This window comes from Streptomyces sp. UC4497 (genome assembly GCF_054871485.1).
The window spans coordinates 238,077-254,577 of record NZ_JBTYHB010000001.1; the positions used below are offsets into that span (position 1 = coordinate 238,077).

Here is a 16,501-nt window from a genome sequence, read left to right on the forward strand (position 1 = left end):
TGGCATATTCCAGATGGATATCCATGCTTGACCGCAGGGCCCGGTCTCAGCGGCCCACCGGACGCCACTCGAACATCACGATCGTCGCGTCGTCACGCAGCCGGTTGTCCTGGGCGTCGACGATGGAGTGGATGAGCCGACGCAGGGTTTCCGGTGGCAGTTCGCCGGTGGCGGTGGCGCGGATGACGTAGTCGGCGAACCGGTCGAGGCCGAGTTCTTCGCCGTGTCGCGTACGGGCCTCGGTGACACCGTCGGTGTACATGAGGACCCGGTCCCCCGGCTCCAGGTTCACCTCGTGCACCCGGCGAGGGGTCGAGACGAAGGTGGCCGGCAACCCGAGGGGCGGATCGGCGTCCCGCTCCATCGCGCCGGGAATCAGGCGCTGGTCCCGGATCAACAGGGGCGCCGGATGCCCGCAGTTGATCCAGCGCAGCCCGCCGGTGGCGAGGTCCAGTTGGCAGACGATCGCGGTGCAGAACTGATCGGGCAGCCATTCGGCCAGCGCCTCGTCGACTGAGCCCGCCAGCTCGGACAGGTCGGCCCCGGTGCGCCGCGCGTTGCGGCACGCGGCCAGCGACACCACCGTGGTCAGTCCCGAGGCCAGGTTGTGCCCCATCGAGTCCAGGATCCCGGCGTGGAGTGTCGTATCGGTCAGGGCGTGGTCGAAGGCGTCTCCGCCGATTTCATAGGCCGGTTCCATGACCGCTGTGGAGACGGCGTGGGTGGTGCCGATCGTGCGGGGCGGCAGGTAGGCACGCAGCATCTAGGCGGGCAGGCGCATCGGTTCGGTGCGGGCGCGGCGGACGTAGGTGTCCTTGTAGGCCCGCTTCGAGGTGACCATCATCGCGCACAGGTGGGCCAGCGTCCGGCCGCGCCGCAGTGAGAGCGGATCGAGGGCGGGTGCGTGCACGGCAACAACTCCGAGCCGCTCGACCCCGTCCACCATCGGCAACCACGCGGTCATCCCACCGAGCTCGGACTCCTCCACCCGCAAGGACTGCGTGCGGTAGGCCCAGCCGGCGAGCGAGTCGTCGATGGGAAGGGTCGGCACCACATCGTTCAAGGGGGCGAGCAGACGCTGCTGCAGATCGGCCTGGTAGACCACGGCGTTTTGCAGGCCGAGTGCCTTGGCGCAGCGTGCCACCGCCGTGGTCAGGTCCAACGCCGCGTTGCGCGGGTCGGCCAGGAACTCCCCGAGGACACTGTCCGCGGTCTCGGGTACCGTCACGCCATCACTCCTGCCCGGTCGTACGGACGGCTTTCAGGCAGTCTCGCTCCGAGGAACGAAGACCGCCTCCGGGCCGCTTCCAACTGCCGCGACACGAGTGAAAAGGCGACTCCTATTCCATCAGGGCAACCGCGAGCGCCACGACGATCAGCCCGCTCGCCAGCCCGACGAGAACGAGCCGCAGAGCCGCCAACCAGCCCCCGGGCGAACGGGATCCGTCCTCACAGGGTGGCGGCCCCTGCCCGAGCACGGGTGATGCGAGCCGGTTCGCAGCGATCGGCTCGGCCTGTTCCTCTTCCTCGGCGCGCACGGTGTTGCTCATACCGGGGAAACGACACTGCACCGTGCGCGGGCGCGGACCTGCCCGAACCGTTATGCCGCCCTCACCGAATGGGCACAGCCTCCCGGCCTCCGCGCGACTCCGCGTAACGATCTCGGCATTCCGGCCGTGAGCGGTCCCGCGGCACTGCACGGTGAGCTACATGTCGGACACCACTGACCGCCGAGAGGGCGCGCACACGACGCCGCACGGTGTCATCGCCGTGGAGTGCATGGACGGGGCTGCCGCGGTGGACGCCGCAGGCGCGTTCAAGCTGGTCTACGGTGAGGCGTTCGCCGGTCCCCCGTACGACGAGACCGAGGACGACGTCGATGCCGCCTTCCGCCGCTTCCCCGTCCAGACCCGCAAGCGCGGCTTCCGCGCCGCCCTGGCCCGCACCGGGGACGGCGAGCCGATCGGCATGGCGTACGGCCACCCGCTCGGGCCCGACACGGTGTGGTGGGACGAGGTCACCGAGCCCGTGTCCGACGACATGCGGCGCGAGGACGGGGAACGCACCTTCGGGCTCATGGAACTCGCGGTACGCCACGCATGGCGCGGACAGGGTGTCGCTCGACGTCTGCACACGACGCTGCTCGACGGCATCGGCGCCGAGCGGGTGGTGTTGAACGTCCACCCGGCGAGCGGGGCGGCGCCGGCCGTCTACCGGTCGTGGGGATACCGCAAGATCGGCCAGGGCCGGCCGGGAGGCCAGGCGGCCGCGGACCTGCATGATGTGATGCTGCTCGACCTGACGTGACGCTGCTCGATCTGACCTGATGCTGCTCGACCTGAGGTGTGTCAGGTCACCGGGATGAGCGGGGTGTTGAGGAGACTTCGGTCGCCGTCGGTGCCGTGGGCCAGCGCGGCGGCAACGTCCTCGTGCGGGGCGCCGAGCCGGATCACGCTGACCTCGTCGAGCTTCTGGTAGTGGTGCGGGGCGAGTTCGACGTTCAGGGCGTCGAGGTAGCCCTCCAGATGGGCCGGGGTTCGGGGCCCCACGATGGGGATCAGCGAGGTCCCGGCCCGCGCCGCGCGCTGCCGCAGCCAGGCCAGGGCGACCTGGACCGGGCGCGTGCCCAACTCTTCGGCCACGGCGAGAACGGCGTCGAGTACGGCGGTGTGCTGCTCACCGTCCTCGCCCGCCGTGCCGTCGGCCGCGGCCCGCGCGCTGAGTCGCCCCTGCTCGCCCTGCCTGTACTTCCCGGTCAACAGGCCGCCGGCCAGCGGTGAATAGAGGACGACGCCAAGGCCGTGCGCTTGGGCCATCGGCAAGAGTTCTCGTTCCGCGGAGCGTTCGGCCAGGCTGTACTCGGTCTGGATGCCGACCAACGGCATGCGTCCGCTCAGCTCCGACCTGACGGCGGCGCCCGCCACTCGCCATGCCGGGAAGTTCGACAGGCCGCCATAACGAATCTTGCCCGCCCGGATCAGGTCCTCGAAGGCGGCCAGGATCTCCGGCACCGGCGTGACCCCGTCGGGAAAGTGCGGCATGAAGACATCGACGTAGTCCGTCCCCAGCCTTCGCAGGCTCGTCTCCAGGGACCGGATCATGGTCTTGCGGCTGTTGCCGGTGGTGCCGGGGCGGACCTCGGCGCTCCTGCTTCCGCTGTACTTGGTGATCACGACGTAGTCGTCGCGCTCGCGGGCCAGCAGCTCGCCCAGGACGGTCTCGGCCTCGCCGTTCTGGTAGATGTTCGAGACATCGAAGGTGGTTCCGCCGGCCGCCACGAACGACTTGAAGATCTTCCTGGACCCGTCCAGGCCCGCCGCTGCGGGGGCCGAGCCGAAGTTGGCCGTGCCCAGCACATACTCCGACACCCGCAGGCCGCTGTGCCGTCCGAAAGTCTGGTAACGCATGGGATCCTCCTCGGATTCTGCGGTACGGTCGACGACACTAACACGTAAAACGAACGGTCATTCTCTTATGCCGAAGGTCAGCCAGGACCACCTCGACGCCCGCCGTCAGCAGATCATCGACGCCGCCCGCGCCCGCTTCGCCGAGCACGGCTTCGCACGGACCTCCATGCCCGACATCGTCAGGGCCTCCGGGCTCTCCACCGGGGCGATCTACCGGTACTTCAAGGGCAAGGACGACATCGTCGCCGCGATCTGCGAACAATCAAGCCAGGCGCTGCCCGCGGAGCTGACTGCCGGGTCCATCCACGACTTTCTCGAGCACATCCGCACCATGGCGCGCGACGAGGGCCATGCCCGACTGGTCGCGCAGATCTACGCCGAGGCCGCCGTCTCTCCGGGCCTCGCCGCGCTCGTCGACCGTCAACTCGAGGAACTGCGCGGGGCGGTGGCCGCGTTGCTGCCCGACCGCGAGCCCGCGCGTGCGGCTCGGATCGCCGAGGCGTTCGTAGCTCTGTGCCAGGCCTACAGTCAGCAGCTTGCCGTGCGGGGCGACGTCGATCCCGGCCCCTTCACGGCAGCGCTCGTCGCGATCACCGATTCGTAGCCGAGGAGTTGATCCGGTCGCTTCCCGATCGCCCTGTTGCCGTGGCGCCCGTCGCGGCAGCGGTCACGCGACTCCTTGCATCGGTCGCACGCCCGGTCGGCCGTCCCAGCGCGATGCCGACCAGGACCAGGGCCATGCCCGCCGCCTGGCGCACGGTGAGCGGCTCCCCTCCCAGCGCGACGCCGAGAGCCACACCGGTGACCGGGTTGAGCAGGCCGATGAGGCCGACCGTGGCGGCGGGCAGGTGACGCAGACCGGTGAACCAGGCGACGAACGCGAGAGCCGTGGCGATCACGGCCGTGTAGGCGAGTGCCGCGACACCGGGGGCCGCGAGCGGCGGGGGTCCACCCTCGAAGACGAGGGCCGCGACGAGCAACAGCACTCCCCCGAAGGTGAGTTGCCACGCCGTGGTGGCCAGGACCCCGACCTCGGAACCCCAGCGCTTGGACAGAGCGTAGCCGATCGAGGACGAGGCGAGGGCGCCCGCCGAGGCGAGCAGACCGGGGACGCTGGGCGCGCCCGCTTGGCCGGCCAGCATCAGCACCACACCGCCGAGCCCGATCGCGGCTCCGGCCAGCGGTGCCACCCGCGGCCGCTCGGACAGCAGGGCCCACGCGCTGAGCATCAGGGCCGCCGGGGACAGCGCCATCAGCGTCGAGGCGGTCGCCGTGGTCAACAGGTGGGCGGCGAGGTAGACGAGCAGGAAGAACGCGCTGGTGTTGAGCATCCCCAGCACGGCGGACCGCCACCACCAGGCGCCTCGCGGAAGCTTGCGGGACATGGCCAGCAGCAGACATCCGGCCGGCAGGGCCCGCAGTGCGGCGCCCCACCAGGGGCTGTCGGCCGGGAGGTACTGATGGGTGACGAAGTAGTTGGCGCCCCAGGCCACCGGGGCGAGCGCCGCGACGGCGCCCCACCGGTAAGTAGTTTCCATGGAAGGTAATATAGCTTCCATGGAAGATAACTCGTCCAGTGCGGACGTGCCCAATGCGGGCACGACTCCCCCGGATACCGATCACATGGCTCACCCGGATACCGCCCACATGACTCCCGCGGAGTCCGCTCCCATGGATCACGTCGCCCGCATCCAGGCCGCCTGGCGTCAGGAACGTCCCGACCTCGACGTCGCTCCGCAGGGCGTCATCGGCCGCCTGCACCGGATCGCGACGCTGCTCACGCAGGAGTTGTGCACGGTCTACGGCCGATACGACCTCAGCGAGGGCGAGTTCGACGTGCTGGCCGCGCTGCGCCGCGCCGGTGCCCCCTTCGAACGCGCCCCCGGCGAACTGGCCGCTCACACCATGGTCACCACCGGCGCCATCACCAAGCGCATCGACCGCCTGGAACGCGCGGGCCTGGTCGCGCGGCGCCGCGCCACGGGTGACGGACGCGGCCGTGTCGTCGCCCTCACCGACGCGGGCCGGGTCCTCTTCGACCGGGCGTTCACCGACCACATCCGTAACGAGCACCGGCTCCTCGCCGCGCTGCCCCCGTCCGAGGCCGTGGCCCTGGAACACCTGCTGACCTCGTGGCTCGCCCAACTGGAGCCGCCCGTAACGGGGTTGGAGCGCGACCTCTAGGTGCCGGTCGCGCTCCAGCCCCGGCACGGTTGGCTCAGGTCGCCGCACCGCTCGCCGAGGTCTCTGCGACCGGCGACGCACGGAGTTCCTCCGCCACGAGACCGCGTACACGCTCGCGCTCGGCACGTCCCCAGGTCTCCTTCGTGACCAGGATGCCGATGAGGCCGATGATGGCCGCGCCGAGGTAGAGCAACGCGGCGCCCGGCCAGCCGAAGGCGCCCACCAGGGCGGCGGCGAGCAGCGGGGCGAAGCCTCCGATGGCCGCCGCGACCTGGTAGCCGAGCGAGGCGCCCGACGTGCGGGTCGCGGTGCGGAACTGCTCGGTGAGCAGGGAGCCCTGGGTGCCGGTGAGCGAGGCGTGGATGAGGCCGATGCCGATGATGAACACCGCGACGACCAGGGCGGGTTGGGCGGAGTTGGTGAGCAGATACATGGGGAACGCGAAGAGGATGGCGGCCGTGCACCCGGCGATGTAGATGGGTCGGCGTCCGATGCGGTCGGTGAGCGCGCCGGCCAGGAAGGTGACACCGATGGCCAGGACGCTGGCGACGGTGATCGCACCCAGGGCGACGGGCCGCAGCTCGGGGTGGTGGTCGGTGATGTAGCTGAGCAGATAGGTCGCCGTGGAGTAGTAGGCGAAGGACTCGACGACGCGCAGCGCGATGACCCGCAGGATGCCGCGCCAGTCCCCCGCCAGCGTCGCCAGGAAGGGGTTCTTCTCCGTCCTACCGTCGGCCCTGGCCTCCTGGAACTCGGGGGATTCCGAGAGGCGGGAGCGAACGATCAGCGCGGCGATCACGAGGACGGCGCTCACCAGGAACGGGGTCCGCCACTGCCAACTGCCTTCGAGCGTGGCGCTCCAGGCGAATACGCCGCTGGCCAGGGCGATGCCCAGCGGGTTGCCCGACTGGGGTATCGCGGCGAACATGCCGCGCCTGTGCCAGGGCGCGTGCTCGTATGCCATGGTGATCGCCCCGCCCCATTCGGCGCCGAACGCGAGGCCCTGGATCATACGGATCACGGTGAGCAGGATCGGGGCGAGCACACCCACCTGTCCGTATGTGGGCAGCGCACCGATGAGGAACGTGGCCGCGCCCATGACGATCATCGCTGCGACGAGGACGGGCTTGCGGCCGAACTTGTCGGCGAAGTAGCCGCCTACGGCGCCGCCGAGCGGGCGCATGACGAAGCCGACCGCGAGGGTCGCGAAGGAGAGCAGGGTGCCGACGAAGCGGTCGCTGTCGGGGAAGAAGACGGCGCCGAAGTAGAGGGCGGAAGCTGTGCCGTAGGCGATGAAGTCGTAGTTCTCGACGCTCGTTCCGAAGGCGGCGGCGATCGCGGTTTTGACGCGGTCCTTGGAGCCGAGCACGCTTGGCTGTCCGGCGGGGGTGCGGGTGGACATGGGGATCTCCTGCGGGTTCGGGGCACGTGCGGGTACGCCGAGGGGACGCCCGGCGCGATGTGTGCGCGGGCGTGGGGAGGGGGCGTCGGTGCGGGGAAAAAGCAGGGGTGGTGCGGCGGGGGTGTGTCAGGCGGTGGTGGGCGTCAGTTCGTCGAGGGCGTTGAGCTTCGCGACGCGGCGGTGGGTGTCGGCGTCGTCGTCGAAGGTGGCGCCCAGGAACTCGCGGACGATGTCGGGCACGAGCGCGTGCGGCACGAGCCAGGCACCCATGGCGATGGCGTTGGCGTCGTCGTGCTCGACCGACTGATGGGCGGAGTACGGCTCGTGGGCGAGGCCACAGCGGATGCCGGGCAGCTTGTTGGCGGCCATGACGGCGCCCTGTCCGGTGCCGCAGACGAGCACGGCGCGGTCGGCGGCGCCGCTGAGCACCGGCTCGCAGGTGGCGCGGGTGATGTCGGGGAAGTCGACGGGTTCGCTGCTGTGGGTGCCGCAGTCCACCACGTCGTGCCCGAGCGCCTCGATGGCCTGTCGGACGGCGTCCTTGAGTGCGAAACCGGCGTGGTCCGCGCCGAGGGCGACCCTCATGTGTTGTCCCGCCTTTCGAATTTCTGTGACACAAGTGCCGTGCGGGCACTCACTGTTGGGCCTTGGGCGCCCGGTCGACGAACGACGTGGGGACGCGCTCGCCCGCGGCCGCGCGACCGGCGATGAGGTCCACGACCCCGCGTACGCCGAGCCGTCCGATCTCCGCCGCGTCCTGGCGGACCGCGCTGATGGGTGGCGAGGCGAACTCGAACCAGTCGAGGTCGTCGACGGACACGACCTCGATACGGGCCGCCTGTTCGACGCCGAGCCGCTCACGCAGCGCGCGCACGGCACCGAGCGTGGTCAGGCCGTTCGCGCCGAAGACCGCCGTGAACGGGACGCCGCGGTCGAGGATGCGATGCATCGCCTTGGCCGCCCCGTCGGCGAGGAAGTCACCGGCGTCCAGCAGCCGTTCGTCGGTGCTGATGCCGTGCTGCTCGCGCCCGGCGAGGTAGGCGGCGCGACGCTCGGCGCCGGTGGAGATGGTGTCGGGGCCCCCGATGAAGGCGACGTCGCGATGCCCGCGCCGCTGCAGCCAGTCGAGCACCTGCCCGACGCCCTGCGCGTTGTCCGTGCCGTACATCGGCGCGTCGATGCCGTCGATGGTGCGGTTGAGGAAGACGAGCGGAAGGCCGGAGGCGACGGTGGCGGCGAGCTGCGGCGAGACGGTGCTCTGCGGCGCGAACAGCAGGCCGTCGATGCGCTGGGAGGCGAAGGTCCGGAGGTAGGCGTCGGCCTGGTCGGCGTCCTCGTTGGCATTGGCCAACAGGACGGTGTAGCCGTGCCGGCGGGCCTCCTGCTCGGCGGCGTGCGCCAGTTCCGAGAAGAACGGGTTGCGGATGTCCGAGACGAGCAACCCCAGTACGTCGGTCCGGGCGCGCCGCAGCGCACGGGCGGGCCCGTTGGCGACGTAGCCCAACTCGGCTGCGGCCGCGAGCACTCGCGCGCGGGAATCTGCCGACGTCTGACTGCTCCCACTGAGCACCCGCGACGCGGTCCCGAGCGCGACCCCGGCCCGCGCCGCGACGTCCTTGATCGTGGCCATCCGTTGCTCCACCTCCTCGTGGATCCCATGGAAACGTTTCCATAGCATGGATGACTTTAAGATCGCATACGGGGCGGGGCGTGGGCAAGGGGTTGGTGGGGGGATGGACGTCTCAGGAGACGGGGCAGCATCATGATCCTTCGCGTCAACGCACCGGGCCGTGCTCGCCGCCTACGAAAGGTCGATTCCAGTGGATGGGCGCATTCAGCAGGTCGAGGCCGTGCTGTTCGACACCTTCGGCACCGTCGTCGACTGGCGGACCGGAGTCGCGGTCGCCGTCGACGACTTCGCCGCACGGCATGGCCTGACGCTCGACGGGGCCGCGTTCGCCATGCGCTGGCGGGAGCTCTACCAGCCGGCGATGGAACCCGTACGCACCGGTCAGCGGGAGTTCGTGCCGCTCGACGTGCTCCACGCGGAGAACCTGCGGACCGTGCTGGGCGAGCACGGGGTCGATCCCACGGCGTTCGACGAGGTCGAGTTGAGGTGGCTCAACGAGGCGTGGCATCGGCTGCCGGCGTGGGCCGATTCCGTGCCCGGTCTCGAGCAACTGGCCAGGAGCGTGACGACCGGAGCGCTGTCGAACGGCAACCTCGCGCTCCTGTCCCGCCTGGCCAAGCACGCGGGCCTCCCCTGGGACGTGATCGTCGCCTCCGACATCACCCGCGCGTACAAACCCCAACGCCAGGCCTACGAGCGGGCCGCCACCTTCCTGGGGCTGCGGCCCGAGCAGGTCATGCTCGCGGCGGCCCACAACGAAGACCTGCGCGCCGCCCGGGACGCGGGCCTTCGAACCGCCTTCGTCGCGCGGCCGACCGAGTACGGCCCCACGCAGACGAAGGACCTGGCGCCCGATGCGGACTGGGACCTGGTGGCGGGAAACCTGGTCCAGTTGGCGACGCTGGTGGGTGACCGGCCCTGGACTGCGGACCGGCACCTCGCTCCGTCCCCGGTGCCCGAATAGCGGTCTCACATGTGGTGGGGCGTTCCGAGCTGGTCCGCGGCGGCCTTCACCGTCTGCTCCAGCAGCACCGCGATGGTCATCGGACCGACGCCACCGGGAACCGGGGTGATCAGACCGGCTCGGGTGAGGGCGCCGTCATGGTCCACGTCGCCGACGTTGCCGGGGTTGTAGCCGGCGTCGATCACGACCGCACCCGGCTTGATGTCCGCGCCGAGGATCAGCCGGGGCCGCCCCACGGCCGCCACCACGATGTCCGCTTCCCGGAGGATCGCCGACAGGTCGGTGGTGCGGGAGTGGCAGTAGGTCACCGTCGCGTCCTTGGCGAGCAGGAGCATCCCGACCGGCTTGCCGAGGATTGCGCTGCGTCCCACCACCACGGCCCGCTTGCCGGCGAGTTCGACGTCGTACGCCTCAAGCAACCGCATGATGCCGCCCGGCGTGCACGACACGAAGCCGGGCCGCGCGAAGCTCATCGCGGCGAAGGAATGCATCGTGACCCCGTCGACGTCCTTCTCCGGCGCGATGGCCTCGAACGCGGCTCGCCCGTCGATGTGCGGGCCGCAAGGATGCTGGAGCAGGATGCCGTGCACGCCCGGATCGTCGGACAAGTCCGTGAGGGTGCGCACGAGTTCGGCGGTCGTGGTGGTGGCGGGCAGGCCGATGTGCCGGGACGTGATGCCCGCCTTCGCGCACCGTGCCCGCTTCATGCGGACGTACGTGGCGGACGCGGGGTCCTCGCCCACCAGTACCGTCGCCAGACAGGGGCTGACCCCCGTGCGTGCGGTGATCTCCGCCGCCCTGGCAGCGGTCTCCGCGACGATCCGTTTGGCGAGGCCGGAGCCATCCATGAGGTGAGCCGTGCGAGTCTCGGACATCGTTGCCCTCCAGGCGTTGCTGACCACTCGCCCAGGCGCACGGCAACGACATCTTGTCGGACCGCTCCCCGGTGGTACTCCACCTCAGCGCCAGTCACGGCCCACGGGAAACTGTAATGGACACCGCAGCCGCACGGAGCGCGCCGACCACGATGGCTCGTCTCGGTGAAGGCCCGCCGAAGCGCTCGTAGGATGCCGGAGTGCCAAGACTCATACCGACGAGCCGCCGCGCGTGGGGTGCCACGTGGGCGGTGCTGTGTGCGGCCGGCCTCGCCGTCACCTTCGGCCTCAACGCCTCCTCGGAGCCCGACCCGCAACCCGAGAAGCCCGTGAGCGCCCGGTGCGCCGAGCTGATCGCGGGCATCGAGAAGCAGTTGGCCAAGAACGAGCGGGACGGCAAGAAGGACGGGGTGGTGACGTTCTCGCGCGTCCGGGGCTCCGGCGAGGACGACTGCCACGAGGCGCTCCGCGACCACTTCGGCGGGGATCGGTGATCCGCGGCGTTTGAATCACCGCGTACGCGGTGCTGGTCGTCGTCGACGTCCGCTTGGCCATCGCGGTGACGCGCCGAGCAACTCCCGCATTTTTGTTACGCGTTGCCGCCCACGTCATAGCGCCTGCCCGCCGCGATCACCGTCTCCACGGACCGCAGCGCCCCGAGGCCTGCGAGCGGGTCGCCCGCCACCACGAGGATGTCCGCGCTGTAGCAGTACGTCGGATGGCCGAGGCCGGCGCGCGGCTGATCGCGGGCACCGACGCGGCCTGCCCAACGGCCGCATCCGCTGGGCCTGGACGAGACGACCGGGCATCACCGCACCAAACAGCAGTCCCCGCACTTGCCGCCGCCGGGAGCGCGGTAGAAGAGGCAGCAACTGCGTCGACGGAACGACAGATCGGCTCCGGTGATCCGGCCCGTGCCCCGCAGTCGGCCCGTCTCCAGCAGTTCGCGTGTCAGGCGCGTGAGATCCTTACGCAACTCGGGCCGGGACCTCAGCAGTTGGGCCGCCGAGCCGGCGAGCGCGGACGCGGAATTGCCGGCCAGCAGGCGGGGCGCCACCTTGGTGGTGAGGCCGCTCTCCACCGCCTCCAGGACGCCGTCCACCTCCGCGTGGACCGCGTCGGCGAGTGACGGGAGTTCCGCTGCGCGTCGGCCCTCGGGCCGGGGCAGCCGGAGAGCCGAGCCCTCGCCGGACCACTCCACCGTGCTCATCGTCGGCACGATCCCGTGGACGAGTGCGCAGGCGAGGACCGGTGACCACAGGCGGGCCGCAAGACCCAGGTGGGCGATGGAGACGCCGATGCGGGGTTCGTGTGTGCGGTAGTGGTCGTTCACCGCCTTGGCTCGTTCGGCCAACCCGGCGCGCGCGAGCCGTGCGTCGGGGTCCGCGTCGGCCTCGGCGTCGGACGACCGCGTCAGGGCCGTGTCGAGAGCGAAGAATCCGCCGATTCGCGACACGTCCCGCAACGCCTCGGCGACCTCTTCCGGCGCCACTTCGGTCTGCGCGAGCCGTTCGGGCATACCGCTTCCTCCCTCTCGCCGAGGAGTTCCGCACCGGTTTCCTCGGGCCGCCGACGCCCGTGTTCCGGGCCATGATGCCATCCAGCGCGGAGCGGCCGACGGGCCGGACGTTGTGGCGTCTTCCGGGCGCGGAGCCGTAGGGTGAACGACGCAGCTGGTTCGCCCCGCCCGCCAGGCGGGGCGTCGTAAGAGGGAACCCGGTGGGAATCCGGGACTGCCCCGCAGCGGTGAGTGGGAACGACCGCCGTCATACGCACTGGGCTCCGGAAGAGGGGTCTGGGAAGCGACGGTCACTAGGTGTCCGCCCTTTCGGGTGGGCGTGCCCGCGAGTCCGAAGACCTGCCGACTGCCCGTGCACGGACGAATCGTGCGCGGAGATCTCGGTGACCTCGAGGGCGGGTCGGCGTACACATACCGGCGGAAGGCCGTGCCTCGCAGCGCGCGGTCGCCGCCACGGTGGTGTCACTCCTTCGTGCCGCAGAAGTCCTCCGGGATCCCAGGGATACGTCTCTCGAAGGAGAATTCCGTGACCACCAGGACCGCGACCACAAGGGCCGCAGCCGCACGGGCCACCGTGTACGGCTACCCCCGCCAGGGCCCGAACCGGGAACTGAAGAAGGCGATCGAGGGCTACTGGAAGGGCCGCGTCGACGCCGACACCCTCCGCTCCACCGCCGCCGAACTGCGCCGCGCCGCCTGGCAGGACCTGGCCGCGTCCGGCATCGACGAGGTGCCGACCGGCGACTTCTCGTACTACGACCACGTCCTGGACACGACCGTGATGGTCGGGGCGGTGCCCGAGCGCCACCGGGCCGCCGTCGCGGCGGACGCCCTGGACGGGTACTTCGCCATGGCCCGCGGCACCCAGGACGTCGCTCCGCTGGAGATGACCAAGTGGTTCAACACCAACTACCACTATTTCGTCCCGGAGTTGGGGCCGGAAACGATGTTCACCGCCGATTCCGGCAAGCAGGTCGCAGAGCTTCGGGAAGCCCTCGCTCTCGGCCTGGACGGTCGCCCGGTGCTGGTCGGACCGGTCACCTATCTCCTGCTGTCGAAGCCCGCTCCGGGCGTCGCCGACGACTTCGATCCGCTCACCCTGCTGGACCGGCTGCTGCCCGTCTACGCGGAGGTCCTCACCGACCTGCGCGCCTCGGGTGCCGCCTGGGTGCAGCTCGACGAGCCCGCGCTGGTGCAGGACCGCACCCCGGCCGAGCTGAACGCCGCTGCCCGCGCCTACCGTGACCTCGGCGCCCTCGTCGACCGTCCGAAGCTCCTGGTCGCCTCGTACTTCGACCGGCTCGGCGAGGCCCTGCCGGTGCTCGCCAAGGCGCCCGTCGACGGTCTCGCCCTCGACTTCACCGGCTCCGCCGCCGCCAACCTCGACGAACTCGCCGCCGTCGGCGGCCTGCCCGGCAAGCGTCTCGTCGCCGGCGTGGTGGACGGCCGCAACGTCTGGGTCAACGACCTGGAGCGGTCCCTCGCCACACTCGGCACCCTGCTCGGGCTCGCCGAGCGCGTCGACGTGGCCGCATCCTGCTCGCTGTTGCACGTCCCGCTGGACGCGTCCGTGGAGCGCGACATCGAGCCGCAGATCCGGCGCTGGCTCGCCTTCGCCCGCCAGAAGACCACCGAGGTCGCCACCCTCGCCAAGGGCCTGACCCGGGGAACCGGCGTGGTCGCGGCCGAACTCGCTGCCAATCGCGCCGCGTTGAATTCCCGCGCCACCTCGCCCATCACGCGCGATCCGGCGGTGCGGAGCCGCGCCGCCGCCGTCACCGAGAACGACGCGCGCCGCTCGCAGCCGTACGCCGAGCGGACCGCCGCCCAGCGGGCCCTCCTGAACCTGCCGCTGCTGCCGACCACGACCATCGGCTCGTTCCCGCAGACCGGCGAACTCCGCGCCGCCCGCGCCGACTTGCGGGCCGGGCGCATCGACACCACAGGGTACGAGGACCGCATCAGGAACGAGATCCGTGAGGTCGTCTCGTTCCAGGAGAAGGCGGGCATCGACGTGCTCGTGCACGGCGAACCCGAGCGCAACGACATGGTCCAGTACTTCGCCGAGCAGCTGAACGGCTACCTGGCGACCCAGCACGGTTGGGTCCAGTCGTACGGCACCCGCTACGTCCGTCCGCCAGTCCTCGCGGGTGACATCTCCCGCCCCGAGCCGATGACCGTGCGCTGGACGACGTACGCCCAATCGCTCTCCGACCGCCCCGTCAAGGGCATGCTCACGGGTCCTGTCACCATGCTCGCCTGGTCCTTCGTCCGCGACGACCAGCCCCTTGGTGACACCGCCCGGCAGGTGGCCCTCGCCCTGCGCGACGAGGTCAACGACCTGGAGACGAACGGGACTTCGGTCATTCAGGTCGACGAGCCCGCACTGCGCGAGACACTGCCGCTGCGCGCCACCGACCACGCGGCCTACCTCGCCTGGGCCACCGAGGCGTTCCGCCTCACCACCAGCGGCGTGCGGCCGGACACGCAGATCCACACCCACATGTGCTACGCCGAGTTCGGTGACATCGTGCAGGCCATCGACGACCTCGACGCCGACGTCATCAGCCTGGAGGCCGCCCGCTCCCACATGCAGGTCGCCCATGAGCTCGCCGCTCACGGCTACCCGCGCGAAGCCGGTCCGGGCGTGTACGACATCCACTCGCCGCGCGTTCCGAGCGTCGACGAGGCAGCCGCCCTGCTGCGTACGGGACTTGAGGCCATCCCCGCCGAGCGGCTGTGGGTCAACCCGGACTGCGGGCTGAAGACCCGCGGCTGGCCGGAGACCCGCGCCTCCCTGGAACACCTCGTGGCCGCCGCACGCACGGTCCGTGAGGAGCTCGGGAGGACCGCGCCCTGACGCGCGACCCTGCAGGCCTTGCCCCTGGTGCCTGCGTCGGCATCAGGGGCAAGGCGCGCACCGGCCTACATCAGGCGGTCGGCGCGTACGTGCGCTTTCCCCGCCGGTACGCGATCTCGCCGAGCGCGATGTCGCAGAGCATGAACGCGGCGAGCGGGATGCCGAGCAGCGGCACGAAGTAGCCGAGCAGCGCGATCACCACCATCAACGGCACCACGACGTACGGCGGCACGTGCTGCCAGGCTCCGCGCGGGACGGGCCGCCCGAAGGCGGAGCCGCGCCCGCGCTGCCACCACATGCGGTACCCCCACACGATGAGGAGCACCACCGCCAGGGCGAGGGCGGCGAGGGCGATCTGGTTGACGAGGCCGAACAGGTTGCCGGTGTGCAGGTCGATGCCCCAGCGGGACAGCTTGGCGAGCACCGGGTAGTCCGCGAACCGCACCTCGTCCGTGACCTCGCCGCTCGTCGGGTCGACGGCGACGGCATCCTGCTTCTCCGGCCAGCTCCGCTGGATCTGCTGGACCACGTACGCCGAGGAGGAGTCGGCGGGCGGGACGATCTCCACGGGGTTCGAGAGGCCTTCGGCGCGGGCCGCCTTCAGCACCGCGTTCAGACCGACGTCACCACCGCCCTTCTCGGCGCCGGCCCCGCCCATGTCCATGCCTTCCATGCCCTCCATACCGGCCATGTCATGGCCGGCGTGTTCACCGCCTGGAGTCACGGTCGCGGAGACGGTCGGGGTCGTCTGGCCGAGCGCGGCACGCAGGTCGGTGATGTTCGCCCCTGCGTACGTCGACCAGGTCAGGCCCGTCGCGGACAGGAAGAAGAGGCCGAGCGCCGCCCAGACACCCACCGATCCGTGCAGCGACAGGGTGCGCCTGCGGCCGGTCGCGCCGCGGATCGCGCGACGGGAACGGCGCCGGGAGAACCAGAGGACGAGGCCACCGCCCGCGATCACCCACATCCAGCTCGCCGCGAACTCGCTGTAGAGACGGCCCACTTGGCCGAGGTGGAGGTCGCGGTGGAGCTCGTCGATCCAGGTGCGCAGCGGCAGCGCGCCCGTCGAGCCGTACTGTTCGAGGGCGCCGCGCACCTCCCCGTTGTACGGGTTCACGAACACCGCGAGCGTGTAGTCGGCGTCGACTCCCGGCACGCCGGCGAGCATGACTCGGGTCGTCGCCCCGGCCTCAGGGGAAGGCCGTACCGCGCTGATGTCTCCTTCCGGATGTGCCTTGCGGGCGGCGGCGACCTGATCGGCGATCGGCAGCTCGGACTTGCCCACGGGGACGTTCAGCTCATGGGCGTACACGATCTTCTCGGCCTGGAACGAGCCCGCGTAGAGCAGGCCCGTGACCGCGGCGACGAACAGGAACGGGGCGACGAACACCCCGGCGTAGAAGTGCAGTCGCAGCACCAGCGGGCGCAGCGACGCCCAGGTCGACCGGTCGGCGGGCGGCGACGGCGGTGCGTGCCGGCTCTCTTCCGCTGGGCGCGGTTCAGAGGTGTCGGAGGTTTCGGAGGTGATGGACAACGTGGTCCTCCAGTTTCGGGCAGCACGGAGTCCGGGCGCGGGCCGTTCGGCCCTGGGCGCATCCGGATCCGGTGCGTTGCATGGGGACTCGACCGCGCGGGCCCGCTCGGGGTGTGCGCACGGCCG

General features: G+C 70.8%; 15 protein-coding genes, 1 pseudogene and 2 riboswitches. Of the genes and pseudogenes, 6 read left to right on the forward strand and 10 right to left on the reverse strand.

Annotated features, from left to right (window positions below; all coding sequences use genetic code 11):
- Nucleotides 1–46: 46 nt before the first annotated feature.
- Nucleotides 47–1,228, reverse strand: a pseudogene (locus ACYSUO_RS00995) (PP2C family protein-serine/threonine phosphatase).
- A 112-nt stretch (nucleotides 1,229–1,340) separates the two neighbouring features.
- The gene (locus ACYSUO_RS01000; RefSeq protein ID WP_461774035.1) at nucleotides 1,341–1,550 is read right to left on the reverse strand and encodes a hypothetical protein; all 210 of its coding nucleotides are present in this window, start codon (nucleotides 1,548–1,550) and stop codon (nucleotides 1,341–1,343) included.
- 229 nt (nucleotides 1,551–1,779) lie between these two features.
- On the opposite strand from ACYSUO_RS01000, the gene ACYSUO_RS01005 reads away from it, so the two are divergent.
- Entirely contained in the window at nucleotides 1,780–2,307 is a 528-nt protein-coding gene (locus tag ACYSUO_RS01005) for a GNAT family N-acetyltransferase (RefSeq protein ID WP_461774358.1), read from the forward strand.
- Between the two features lie 41 nt (nucleotides 2,308–2,348).
- Here the strand turns inward: ACYSUO_RS01005 and ACYSUO_RS01010 are convergent, their stop codons facing one another.
- Entirely contained in the window at nucleotides 2,349–3,407 is a 1,059-nt protein-coding gene (locus tag ACYSUO_RS01010) for an aldo/keto reductase (protein WP_461774036.1), read from the reverse strand.
- A 67-nt stretch (nucleotides 3,408–3,474) separates the two neighbouring features.
- Between ACYSUO_RS01010 and ACYSUO_RS01015 the strand changes: the two genes are divergently transcribed.
- Nucleotides 3,475–4,011 carry a TetR/AcrR family transcriptional regulator gene (locus ACYSUO_RS01015; protein WP_461774037.1) on the forward strand — a complete coding sequence of 179 codons (537 nt, stop codon included), beginning with the start codon at nucleotides 3,475–3,477 and terminating at the stop codon, nucleotides 4,009–4,011.
- On the opposite strand, the gene ACYSUO_RS01020 is transcribed toward ACYSUO_RS01015, so the two are convergent.
- A complete protein-coding gene (locus ACYSUO_RS01020; protein ID WP_461774038.1) occupies nucleotides 3,998–4,945 on the reverse strand; it encodes a DMT family transporter in 948 nt (315 codons plus the stop codon). The genes ACYSUO_RS01015 and ACYSUO_RS01020 overlap by 14 nt on opposite strands.
- Nucleotides 4,946–5,078: 133 nt before the next feature.
- Between ACYSUO_RS01020 and ACYSUO_RS01025 the strand changes: the two genes are divergently transcribed.
- A complete protein-coding gene (locus ACYSUO_RS01025; protein ID WP_461774039.1) occupies nucleotides 5,079–5,591 on the forward strand; it encodes a MarR family winged helix-turn-helix transcriptional regulator in 513 nt (170 codons plus the stop codon).
- A 34-nt stretch (nucleotides 5,592–5,625) separates the two neighbouring features.
- On the opposite strand, the gene ACYSUO_RS01030 is transcribed toward ACYSUO_RS01025, so the two are convergent.
- The 3 genes from ACYSUO_RS01030 to ACYSUO_RS01040 form a co-directional block, all read right to left on the reverse strand.
- On the reverse strand, nucleotides 5,626–6,993 hold the full coding sequence (locus ACYSUO_RS01030) for an MFS transporter (protein WP_461774040.1): 1,368 nt from the start codon (nucleotides 6,991–6,993) through the stop codon (nucleotides 5,626–5,628).
- 126 nt (nucleotides 6,994–7,119) lie between these two features.
- Nucleotides 7,120–7,578 carry an RpiB/LacA/LacB family sugar-phosphate isomerase gene (locus ACYSUO_RS01035; RefSeq protein ID WP_461774041.1) on the reverse strand — a complete coding sequence of 153 codons (459 nt, stop codon included), beginning with the start codon at nucleotides 7,576–7,578 and terminating at the stop codon, nucleotides 7,120–7,122.
- 49 nt (nucleotides 7,579–7,627) lie between these two features.
- A complete protein-coding gene (locus ACYSUO_RS01040) occupies nucleotides 7,628–8,623 on the reverse strand; it encodes a LacI family DNA-binding transcriptional regulator (protein ID WP_461774042.1) in 996 nt (331 codons plus the stop codon).
- Nucleotides 8,624–8,813: 190 nt separating this feature from the next.
- On the opposite strand from ACYSUO_RS01040, the gene ACYSUO_RS01045 reads away from it, so the two are divergent.
- Nucleotides 8,814–9,587 (forward strand): haloacid dehalogenase type II, encoded by a 774-nt coding sequence (locus ACYSUO_RS01045; RefSeq protein ID WP_461774043.1) that lies wholly within the window; start codon nucleotides 8,814–8,816, stop codon nucleotides 9,585–9,587.
- Between the two features lie 5 nt (nucleotides 9,588–9,592).
- Here ACYSUO_RS01045 and ACYSUO_RS01050 read toward each other — a convergent pair whose 3' ends face one another.
- The gene (locus ACYSUO_RS01050; protein ID WP_461774044.1) at nucleotides 9,593–10,462 is read right to left on the reverse strand and encodes a bifunctional 5,10-methylenetetrahydrofolate dehydrogenase/5,10-methenyltetrahydrofolate cyclohydrolase; all 870 of its coding nucleotides are present in this window, start codon (nucleotides 10,460–10,462) and stop codon (nucleotides 9,593–9,595) included.
- A gap of 22 nt (nucleotides 10,463–10,484) precedes the next feature.
- A riboswitch (ZMP/ZTP riboswitch) is annotated at nucleotides 10,485–10,570 on the reverse strand.
- Between the two features lie 92 nt (nucleotides 10,571–10,662).
- Between ACYSUO_RS01050 and ACYSUO_RS01055 the strand changes: the two genes are divergently transcribed.
- Nucleotides 10,663–10,956 (forward strand): hypothetical protein, encoded by a 294-nt coding sequence (locus tag ACYSUO_RS01055; protein ID WP_461774045.1) that lies wholly within the window; start codon nucleotides 10,663–10,665, stop codon nucleotides 10,954–10,956.
- 314 nt (nucleotides 10,957–11,270) lie between these two features.
- On the opposite strand, the gene ACYSUO_RS01060 is transcribed toward ACYSUO_RS01055, so the two are convergent.
- Nucleotides 11,271–11,981, reverse strand: coding sequence for a (2Fe-2S)-binding protein (locus ACYSUO_RS01060; RefSeq protein ID WP_461774046.1), 711 nt, complete (start codon nucleotides 11,979–11,981; stop codon nucleotides 11,271–11,273).
- Nucleotides 11,982–12,118: 137 nt separating this feature from the next.
- Nucleotides 12,119–12,342: riboswitch (cobalamin riboswitch) on the forward strand.
- A 165-nt stretch (nucleotides 12,343–12,507) separates the two neighbouring features.
- Between ACYSUO_RS01060 and metE the strand changes: the two genes are divergently transcribed.
- A complete protein-coding gene (metE, locus tag ACYSUO_RS01065) occupies nucleotides 12,508–14,841 on the forward strand; it encodes a 5-methyltetrahydropteroyltriglutamate--homocysteine S-methyltransferase (RefSeq protein ID WP_461774047.1) in 2,334 nt (777 codons plus the stop codon).
- A 70-nt stretch (nucleotides 14,842–14,911) separates the two neighbouring features.
- Here the strand turns inward: metE and ACYSUO_RS01070 are convergent, their stop codons facing one another.
- Nucleotides 14,912–16,375, reverse strand: coding sequence for a PepSY-associated TM helix domain-containing protein (locus ACYSUO_RS01070; protein WP_461774048.1), 1,464 nt, complete (start codon nucleotides 16,373–16,375; stop codon nucleotides 14,912–14,914).
- Nucleotides 16,376–16,501: the final 126 nt, after the last annotated feature.

What these genes read in the sequence shown, in the direction of transcription:
- ACYSUO_RS01000 (WP_461774035.1), bottom strand. Translation starts at nt 1,550, where the DNA reads ATGAGCAACACCGTGCGCGCCGAGGAAGAGGAACAGGCCGAGCCGATC.
- ACYSUO_RS01005 (WP_461774358.1), top strand. Translation starts at nt 1,780, where the DNA reads ATGGACGGGGCTGCCGCGGTGGACGCCGCAGGCGCGTTCAAGCTGGTC.
- ACYSUO_RS01010 (WP_461774036.1), bottom strand. Translation starts at nt 3,407, where the DNA reads ATGCGTTACCAGACTTTCGGACGGCACAGCGGCCTGCGGGTGTCGGAG.
- ACYSUO_RS01015 (WP_461774037.1), top strand. Translation starts at nt 3,475, where the DNA reads ATGCCGAAGGTCAGCCAGGACCACCTCGACGCCCGCCGTCAGCAGATC.
- ACYSUO_RS01020 (WP_461774038.1), bottom strand. Translation starts at nt 4,945, where the DNA reads ATGGAAACTACTTACCGGTGGGGCGCCGTCGCGGCGCTCGCCCCGGTG.
- ACYSUO_RS01025 (WP_461774039.1), top strand. Translation starts at nt 5,079, where the DNA reads ATGGATCACGTCGCCCGCATCCAGGCCGCCTGGCGTCAGGAACGTCCC.
- ACYSUO_RS01030 (WP_461774040.1), bottom strand. Translation starts at nt 6,993, where the DNA reads ATGTCCACCCGCACCCCCGCCGGACAGCCAAGCGTGCTCGGCTCCAAG.
- ACYSUO_RS01035 (WP_461774041.1), bottom strand. Translation starts at nt 7,578, where the DNA reads ATGAGGGTCGCCCTCGGCGCGGACCACGCCGGTTTCGCACTCAAGGAC.
- ACYSUO_RS01040 (WP_461774042.1), bottom strand. Translation starts at nt 8,623, where the DNA reads ATGGCCACGATCAAGGACGTCGCGGCGCGGGCCGGGGTCGCGCTCGGG.
- ACYSUO_RS01050 (WP_461774044.1), bottom strand. Translation starts at nt 10,462, where the DNA reads ATGTCCGAGACTCGCACGGCTCACCTCATGGATGGCTCCGGCCTCGCC.
- ACYSUO_RS01060 (WP_461774046.1), bottom strand. Translation starts at nt 11,981, where the DNA reads ATGCCCGAACGGCTCGCGCAGACCGAAGTGGCGCCGGAAGAGGTCGCC.